General features: G+C 53.2%; 5 protein-coding genes. 2 read left to right on the forward strand and 3 right to left on the reverse strand.

What is annotated here, in order from left to right; translation table 11 throughout:
* The first annotated feature begins 166 nt into the window (after window positions 1-166).
* Entirely contained in the window at window positions 167-835 is a 669-nt protein-coding gene (locus B7G66_RS03370; protein WP_003620413.1) for a hypothetical protein, read from the forward strand.
* 61 nt (window positions 836-896) lie between these two features.
* Here B7G66_RS03370 and B7G66_RS17115 read toward each other — a convergent pair whose 3' ends face one another.
* Window positions 897-1,454 carry a hypothetical protein gene (locus B7G66_RS17115; protein ID WP_141312820.1) on the reverse strand — a complete coding sequence of 186 codons (558 nt, stop codon included), beginning with the start codon at window positions 1,452-1,454 and terminating at the stop codon, window positions 897-899.
* Between the two features lie 221 nt (window positions 1,455-1,675).
* A complete protein-coding gene (locus B7G66_RS18615) occupies window positions 1,676-2,200 on the reverse strand; it encodes a hypothetical protein (protein ID WP_231105640.1) in 525 nt (174 codons plus the stop codon).
* Here B7G66_RS18615 and B7G66_RS03380 point away from each other — a divergent pair.
* The gene (locus B7G66_RS03380) at window positions 2,199-2,759 is read left to right on the forward strand and encodes a hypothetical protein (RefSeq protein ID WP_003620419.1); all 561 of its coding nucleotides are present in this window, start codon (window positions 2,199-2,201) and stop codon (window positions 2,757-2,759) included. The two genes, B7G66_RS18615 and B7G66_RS03380, sit on opposite strands and share 2 nt — an antisense overlap.
* A gap of 44 nt (window positions 2,760-2,803) precedes the next feature.
* On the opposite strand, the gene B7G66_RS03385 is transcribed toward B7G66_RS03380, so the two are convergent.
* Window positions 2,804-3,889: a glycosyltransferase family protein gene (locus B7G66_RS03385; protein WP_003620422.1), complete on the reverse strand. Its 1,086-nt coding sequence runs from the start codon at window positions 3,887-3,889 to the stop codon at window positions 2,804-2,806.
* Between the last annotated feature and the right edge of the window lie 58 nt (window positions 3,890-3,947).

Here is a 3,947-nt window from a genome sequence, read left to right on the forward strand (position 1 = left end):
CTTTTTGAAAAAAGGCGGCACCCAAAAACTTTTCTTATTTTTTACTCTCTAACTGAACAGAGACCTGTCGCCGTCCCACAAAACTCTTATACCTGTTTGTGCATGGTTTTGGGGAGTTGGGCTGTTACATTCGGTTTCATAAGGAATTTGGAGATCTGTATTCCCCATGAAACCGTTTCGTCTTGCCCTTGCCGCGACCATCCTGCTGGCAGGCGTCTCCACATCCGCTTTCGCAAATCGTGCGGAGCGGCTTATGAAAATGTCCGAGGCGGAAATTCAGGAAAAGACAATGGTCGTGAACCAGCCGTGGGATCCGGCCATCATGATCGGACAGAACCGATTGCCGCCAAAGGGATCGGTGGATGAGGCGCGGGCATGGCTGGATGCCGCCATCCTGACGAAGCCCAGTCCACTTGGGAAGTCTGGCGACGCGCTGTTTTACGTGGGGGCCGGAGCATGGGGCAAGAAAGCGTATACCGGCAGTGAATTCCGGGATTATGCCCACATGAAATATATGGACAGTCCCGGCCCTGCGTTCATCAACGTCAACCAGACGAACAAGAATGGCGAGTGCTCGGAAACAATCATGCCACATGGCGGGATTGTCGACGGGTTCCTGCCCCGCGAGACGATCGAGATGGATTGCGCGCATAGCGTCGAACTGCTGTCACCCATCCTGCGTAGCACGGTTGAATATATCGCCAGCCTGGACCATCCGTGGGAATTTCAGTTCGTCGCGACGGATGGAACCGCCTTCACGGATATTATAACCCCAAATGAGGCCAAGGCGTTGCTGGATAGGGTTGATGAAGAAAAGGCCAAAATGGCCAAGTAATTCATATTCGCGTTTCCCGATATTCGACCGGGAAACGCGGGCGATCATAAAGTCGACCGCCTCAATGCCATGCGGGAAAAGGCTGGTGATGAATTCTTTTATATTCGCTTGCGAAATATTGGAAGGCTTGGCTAAAGCCGGTTAAGTCTACCGTACTCGTACCTGAATCGCTTGTGGCACTGAAGGTTTCAGCACTCATCAGTGCTTGAAGTGCTGGCGTCCAGTGTGAAAGATCATTATCTTTCACGGCCCACCCTCCTGGTGGGTTCGTAACCCAACCGTTGATGTGATGATAGGAGCCAAAATCGAACGTGACGTTTTTATTTATATCTTTGTTATGGAGCTCATAATAATATAAAATTGGTACCCTCTTTTTTTCCGGGCTTTCCACGTCAATCGTAGTTCTTATTAAGATACTTGGTTCCGTTTTCATCTCTCCACAAAATACAATAACTTCCTCAAATGTATTTGGAGCAGGACCGACCATGCAGTGTCCGAATTCTCTCGGCATTACATCTGGGTCAGCATAGGCGTCCGGGACAAGAACTGTCCCGGACAGAATGCATGTCCCAAGGAAAGAAGCAGCCAGCAGACCAAAATATCGTTTAATTCGAATCATGGGACAAATAATCCAAGTGTTATTTTATGGTGATATAATCTAGCAGTTTATAATGCAGACTGCCTGTACGGCATTGCATGCCTGCCATCACGTCACCGATCTATGCCCCGTCTGCCTGCTTACTTCTGACAATCGACAATTACATATCTTGAAATTATCTATTCCGAAATTTCTTGAAATACTCGCTTTTATATAACTCCTGACAAGAACAGGATGACCATTCAGGATGGGGCAGTTCGGTTTGCTATTGCCATCGCATGCGATGCAAGAAAGCGAAACCGGGCCTGCTCCTCCGGGTAGGCAGGAATGCCCTGCAAGGCATGAGACATCTTTCGATGGTTCCTGAATCTACCGCGTCGTTCCCACGGGCGGTCGGGATGCTGCTGGTTCCAGATATTCATCGCCAGCAGTTCAAGTTCGGGATTGGGCACTCCCAGATCAGACTTCGTCATCATATCCACCTCCCTATGCATATGCGGTGTTGGGGCGTTGGAACATTCACGAGGTATCTGCGATATTGCATTGCTGCACACCCCCAACGCATCATAGGCATCAAAGTTCGGTTCCCATGTCCTGATCACCGACACGGCAGGACGGAAAGAGCGCAAACCAGCACGGCCAGGGTGGGCCAGATTGTCAGCCATATTGACTGCATACACAGAGACGGCAAAATCAGTACGAATGTCATCAGCCGCCATCACGTGCCACCCTTTTTGATGAGATGGGGCAAAGGAGCCCTCTGCCATGTCCTCTTTCTCTTTGTACAAGACGTTTCTGGCGATAACTGCATGCGCCATGCTGGTGACATGGCAGGCAGCCACCCCGTCCCCGGCGGCGGCGCAGGACGCGACGCACCATGGCCCCACCCCCGAACAGAAGGCCGAGCTGGAGCGCGCGGTTCACGCCGCGGTGCAGCACGATATGCAGGCCGTCGCACAATATCCCCTGCCAAAAGATTTCTTCGCACGCATGCTGCCCCTCATGCAGCAGATTGAGCAGGCGCACCTGTCCCCACCCAAGGCAACCCCAAACACGACCCTTGCGATGTCCATCCGGCGGACCGAGGCAATGCAGCCATTGCAACCCCTGCTTCAACGCAGTGGCATGACCGCACGTGATTTCGTCATGGGAATTACCTGTTTCGGCATGACGGAGGCGCTTCTCCAGAAACATGGGCAGGCACACGGAAACCTGCCCCCCCTGAACCCGGCGAATGTCAGCCTGATCAAGGAGCATGATGGACAGGCGCAGGAACTGATACAGATCATGAGTGCCGAAGATGAGGAAGAAGAGGGCCTCCTCTAGATCCGGCGGATGGGCAGGTATGGCCCCTGCCCTCTTCATAGGCTTCAGACCTGATCGCTGGCCTGTATTTCGGGAAGTAGTCGCGTCGCGGATGGCGGGTGTGCATATTTTCCGCGCACGCGCAGATAGATTTCCCTCAACCGGTCCTTCACATATCTGCTTCTGATGCAGGTCGCTGGCGGAAGGTAGGAGAGGCAGAATTCCATAATGCCCATGTTCTTGAGGAAACAGGACTGACGACGCACCCATGGCCAGATCCCGGGGGCGATGACAGACGCAAGCATCCGGGGGGGAACCTTGATGGCGACATCGGGACCAAGCAACAGGCGTCGCATGAAAACAAAGTACGTATCATTGCTTGCCCCCCTCTCCTCCCATGGTTTGGACGTCAATGCCGCATGAAGGATAAGCGGGGCCTGCCCCTGAAAACGGCAGTCAAGGGTATGGCGATCGCGCGTTTCAAGGAAACGGAAATCCCAGCGATAAACCTGCTTTTCAACAGGGGCGAGTGAGATGGCGTCCACCTCATACTCGCTCATCAAGATCGCATTAAGGGCATCCTGGTCAGACTGGGCGGTGGGCGAATCCCATTCGCTTCCTTCCTGATAGGTCGGATGGGAATGAATTGCCTCGCATGCCCGCCACCAGCGTTCCAGCAGGTTGGGCCAGACATCCGTTGAAAAGGCGACGAAACCGGAACAGATATATGTCTGGCGGCGTGGTGGATGCGGCAACGCAAAGATATCCTCCCACTGTGCATACCACCGGTCGTCAATTGGGTTGGCAAAGGCGCAGATCCCTCCCCTACGGGCCTGCGCGACAAGCGGGTTGAGGGAACCGGTGACAATCATGTCGGAATCTATGATCACGGCAATGCCGGATGCATTGGCAATATGCGCGAAAGCCTTGTACTGCCCGGGGTTCTTGATTTTTCCCGGGTCCAGGGGAAAGAGTTCCACCTGCCTGCAAGTCCTGAGCACATCCCGCTGTGCAGGGGTCAGGCCACAATCCCCCACCCGGATGGGCTGCGTATGACCCGCGAGGATTAGGGAATTTATCAGGGCAACAAGACCTGGAAAATAAGGCGCATTGCTGATGGTATAAAAGCAGAAATCATTGTCCGTAGCCATGTCCGTTCTCTTTTTTAGAGCCCGATCCGAAAGTTTTTCAAGCTTGACAATGCCTTGC

Origin of the sequence: Novacetimonas hansenii JCM 7643 (assembly GCF_000964405.1) — a bacterium.
Classification (GTDB): domain Bacteria; phylum Pseudomonadota; class Alphaproteobacteria; order Acetobacterales; family Acetobacteraceae; genus Novacetimonas; species Novacetimonas hansenii.

Bases quoted from the DNA above. Each gene is read 5' to 3' on its own strand.
- B7G66_RS03370 (WP_003620413.1), top strand. From the start codon at position 167: ATGAAACCGTTTCGTCTTGCCCTTGCCGCGACCATCCTGCTGGCAGGC.
- B7G66_RS17115 (WP_141312820.1), bottom strand. From the start codon at position 1,454: ATGATTCGAATTAAACGATATTTTGGTCTGCTGGCTGCTTCTTTCCTT.
- B7G66_RS03380 (WP_003620419.1), top strand. From the start codon at position 2,199: ATGTCCTCTTTCTCTTTGTACAAGACGTTTCTGGCGATAACTGCATGC.
- B7G66_RS18615 (WP_231105640.1), bottom strand. From the start codon at position 2,200: ATGGCAGAGGGCTCCTTTGCCCCATCTCATCAAAAAGGGTGGCACGTG.
- B7G66_RS03385 (WP_003620422.1), bottom strand. From the start codon at position 3,889: ATGGCTACGGACAATGATTTCTGCTTTTATACCATCAGCAATGCGCCT.